The following is a 3,894-nucleotide window of genomic DNA, read 5'->3' on the forward strand; positions in this document are numbered from 1 at the left end:
CCGCCGCCTCGGCCGACCCCGACCCGGCGCCCCTGGAACACGCGCTGAGCGTCCTGGGCGACCTGCGCGCCCGCACCACCGTGCTGCCGGGAGAGGCCCGGGGCCCCGCCGCCGCCCGCAACACCGGACTGCGCGCCGTCACCGAACCCTGGGTGGTGTTCGTCGACGACGACGTCCAGGTGGGGCCGCACTGGTGCGCCCAGCTCCAGCGCGACCTCGACGAGGCGACGCCCGACACCGCGGGCGTGCCCGGCGTCATCACCGTGCCGCTGCCCGGCGGACGCCGGCCCACCGACTGGGAACGCGGCACCGCCGGACTGGCCCGCGCCCGCTGGATCACCGCCGACATGGCCTACCGCACCGACGTCCTGCGCCGGGCCGGAGGCTTCGACGAACGCTTCCCCCGCGCCCACCGCGAGGACGCCGACCTCGCCCTGCGGTTCCTCGGCGCCGGGTGGCGCATCCGCCGGGGCCGCCGCACCACCCTCCACCCCGTGCGCGCCGCGTCCCGCTGGGCGTCGGTCCGCACGCAGCGCGGCCACGCCGACGACGCCCTGATGCGGCGGCTGCACGGCGCCGACTGGTGGGACAAGGCGGTCTCGCCACGCGGCCGTATCCGCCGGCACGCCGCGATCACCGCCGCCGGCGCCGCCGCGTGCGCGCTCGCCGCCACCGGACACCGCAGAGCCGCCGCGGCCTGCGCGGCGGGCTGGGCGGCCGGCACCGCCGAGTTCGCCCGCGCCCGTATCACGCCCGGGCCGCGCACCCCCGAGGAGGTAGCGACCGTGCTCGCCACCAGCGTGGTCATCCCGCCCGCCGCCACCTGGCACCGCCTGGCCGGCGCCTGGCGCCACCGGCACGCCCCCGCCTGGCGGGAGGTGGCCCGATGAGCCCCGTGCGGGCGGTGCTGTTCGACCGCGACGGCACCCTGGTGCACGACGTCCCCTACAACGCCGCCCCGGAGCGCGTACGCCCCGTCGAAGGGGCGCGCGAGGCGCTCGACGCGCTGCGCGCCCGCGGCATCCGCACCGGTGTCGTCACCAACCAGTCCGGCGTCGCCCGCGGCCTGCTCACCGAGGCCGACGTCCGGCGCGTCAACAAACGCGTCGAGGAACTCCTCGGCCCGTTCGACGTCTGGGCGGTCTGCCCGCACGGCCCCGAGGACGGCTGCCCCTGCCGCAAACCCCGCCCCGGCATGATCCTCGACGCCGCCGGACGGCTGGGCGCGGACCCCGCCGACTGCGTCGTCGTCGGCGACATCGGCTCCGACGCCGAGGCCGCCTGCCGCGCCGGGGCGCACGCCGTGCTCGTCCCCACGCCCGTCACCCGCCCCGAGGAGACCGCCGCCGCCCCGCACGTGGCGCGGGACCTGCCCGCCGCCGTACGGCTCGTCCTCGACGGCCCGCCGTGGGAAGCCCCCGACGGCGCCCCCGCGCTGGGTCTGTACGCCGGGGCCGAACACGTGATGTGGGCGTCCGGACGCCTGCCCACCGGCCCGGACGCGGCGCCGCCCCGGACCGGGAGGTATCTGTGAAAGCCCTCGTCACCCGGCTCGACAGCTTCGGCGACGTCCTGCTCGCAGGCCCCGCCGTACGGGCCGTCGCCGCCCGCGCCGACCACGTCACCCTGCTGTGCGGACCGCACGGGGCGCCCGCGGCGCGGCTGCTGCCCGGGGTGGACGAGGTACTCGTCTGGGACTCGCCGTGGACCGGGTTCCGCCCGCCGCCCGTCGACCGCGACGACATCGAACGGCTGCTCGCGTCCGTCGACGCCGACGCCGCGCTCGTCCTCACCTCCTACCACCAGTCGCCGCTGCCCACCGCGCTGCTGCTGCGGCTGGCCGGCGTCCCGTTCATCGCCGCCGACAGCGAGGACCACCCCGGCAGCCTCCTCGACGTACGCCACCACCGCGCCCCGCACGCCCACGAGGCCGAGGCCGCGCTGGACCTCGCGGAGGCGGCCGGTTTCCCCCGCGTCGACGACGGCCTGCTGCGGGTGCTCCCGCCGCCCGCCGGGGACCGGCCGGCCGGTGAGGGGCCGTACGTCGTCGTCCATCCCGGGGCCAGCGTGCCCGCCCGCGCCTGGAGCCCCGGACGGTGCGCCCAGGCGGTGCGCGAACTGACCGCCGCCGGACGGCGCGTCGTCGTCACCGGCGGCGCGGGCGAACGCGAGCTGACCGCGTACGTCGCCGGCGGCCGGGCCGTCGACCTCGGCGGCCGTACCGACGCCGCGCAGCTCGCCGCGGTGCTCGCCGGCGCCGACTGCGTCGTCGCCGGGAACACCGGCCCCGCCCATCTCGCCGCCGCCGTCGGCACCCCCGTGGTGTCGCTGTTCGCGCCGGTCGTCCCCGCCGAACGGTGGCGGCCCTACGGCGTGCCCCATCTGCTGCTCGGCGACCAGGACGCCCCGTGCGCCGGAAGCCGCGCCCGGCGCTGCCCCGTGCCGGGCCATCCCTGCCTGGACACCGTGACCGCGCTCGACGTCGTCGCCGCGGTCGACAAGCTCGTGGAGGTGGCATGAGGATCCTGCTGTGGCACGTGCACGGGTCGTGGACCACGGCCTTCGTGCAGGGACCGCACACCTACGTCGTCCCCGTCACCCCGGACCGCGGACCCGACGGCCTCGGCCGCGCCCGCACCTTCGACTGGCCCGACTCGGTCGTCGAGGTGCCGCCCGAGCGCCTGGCCGAGCAGGACGTCGACGTCGTCGTGCTGCAACGCCCGCACGAGATCGGCCTGGTGGACCGGTGGCTGGGCCGCCGCCCGCCGCTGGTCTACCTGGAGCACAACGCCCCGCACGGCGACGTCCCCGACACCCGGCATCCCGCCGCGGACCTCCCCGGCGTGACCCTCGTGCACGTCACCCACTTCAACCGGCTCATGTGGGACGCCGGCGCCACCCCCACCACGGTGATCGAGCACGGCATCGTCGACCCAGGCCCGCTGTGGACGGGCGAGCTGCCGCACGCCGCCGTCGTCGTCAACGAGCCGGTGCGGCGCGGCCGTACGACCGGCACCGACCTGCTGCCCGCGTTCGCCGCCGCCGCGCCGCTGGACGTGTTCGGCATGGGCACCGGCGGACTCGCCGGCCACCTCGGCCTGCCCGCCGACCGGTGCCGCACCCACGAGCTGACCCAGGCCCGGCTGCACGCCGAGATGGCCCGCCGCCGCGTCTACGTCCACCCGGTGCGCTGGACCTCCCTCGGCCTGTCCCTCCTCGAGGCCATGCACCTCGGCATGCCCGTCGTCGCCCTCGCCACCACCGAGGTCACCGAGGCGGTGCCGCCCGGCGCGGGCGTGGTCTCCAACCGGATCGACGTCCTCACCGACGCCGTACGGGAGTTCACCGCCGACCCGCTGAGCGCCCGCCGCACCGGCGAGCTCGCCCGGGCCGCCGCCCTCGCCCGATACGGCCTGCCCCGCTTCCTCGACGACTGGGAACGCCTCCTCAAGGAGGTCACCCGATGACGGCACCCCGGGTGCTCGTGCTGCGAGCGCTCGGGCTCGGCGACCTGCTCGCCGGGGTGCCCGCGTTGCGGGCGCTGCGGCGAGGCTTCCCGGACCACGAGGTGGTGCTGGCCGCGCCCGCCGAACTCGCCCCCGTCGCCCTGGAGTCGGGGGCCGTCGACCTGCTGCTGCCCGCCTCCGCCCCCGGCCGGGCCGTCCCGAGCACCCTCGACTGGACCGGGCCGCCCCCGGACCTCGCCGTCGACCTGCACGGCAACGGACCGCCCAGCCACCGCCTGCTGCAAACCCTGCGCCCCGCGCGGCTGTTCGCCTTCGCGCACCCGGACACCCCCGGGATCGAGGGCCCGCCCTGGCGCCGCGACGAACACGAACGCGACCGCTGGTGCCGGCTGCTGCGCTACTACGGCCTCGACGCCGACCCGGCCGA

At 77.7% G+C, this 3,894-nt stretch carries 5 protein-coding genes; all 5 read left to right on the forward strand.

All coding sequences use genetic code 11. From position 1 onward, the window contains the following. Positions 1-890: glycosyltransferase family 2 protein (locus CCN29_RS10005; RefSeq protein WP_107481685.1), on the forward strand; the 890-nt coding region annotated here is incomplete at its 5' end. Then, positions 887-1,534: a D-glycero-alpha-D-manno-heptose-1,7-bisphosphate 7-phosphatase gene (locus CCN29_RS10010; RefSeq protein WP_086681119.1), complete on the forward strand. Its 648-nt coding sequence runs from the start codon at positions 887-889 to the stop codon at positions 1,532-1,534. The genes CCN29_RS10005 and CCN29_RS10010, both read left to right, overlap by 4 nt. Continuing rightward, a complete protein-coding gene (locus tag CCN29_RS10015; protein ID WP_031023747.1) occupies positions 1,531-2,520 on the forward strand; it encodes a glycosyltransferase family 9 protein in 990 nt (329 codons plus the stop codon). Before CCN29_RS10010 ends, CCN29_RS10015 begins: the two co-directional genes overlap by 4 nt. Then, positions 2,517-3,467 (forward strand): glycosyltransferase, encoded by a 951-nt coding sequence (locus CCN29_RS10020; RefSeq protein ID WP_086681121.1) that lies wholly within the window; start codon positions 2,517-2,519, stop codon positions 3,465-3,467. The genes CCN29_RS10015 and CCN29_RS10020 overlap by 4 nt, the downstream gene beginning before the upstream one ends. Further along, the coding region (locus tag CCN29_RS10025; RefSeq protein ID WP_143661304.1) for a glycosyltransferase family 9 protein at positions 3,464-3,894 on the forward strand (431 nt) is incomplete at its 3' end. The genes CCN29_RS10020 and CCN29_RS10025, both read left to right, overlap by 4 nt.

This window comes from Streptomyces pseudogriseolus, assembly GCA_002154585.1.
Classification (GTDB): Bacteria; Actinomycetota; Actinomycetes; order Streptomycetales; family Streptomycetaceae; genus Streptomyces; species Streptomyces pseudogriseolus.

Bases quoted from the DNA above. Each gene is read 5' to 3' on its own strand.
- CCN29_RS10010 (WP_086681119.1), top strand. From the start codon at position 887: ATGAGCCCCGTGCGGGCGGTGCTGTTCGACCGCGACGGCACCCTGGTG.
- CCN29_RS10020 (WP_086681121.1), top strand. From the start codon at position 2,517: ATGAGGATCCTGCTGTGGCACGTGCACGGGTCGTGGACCACGGCCTTC.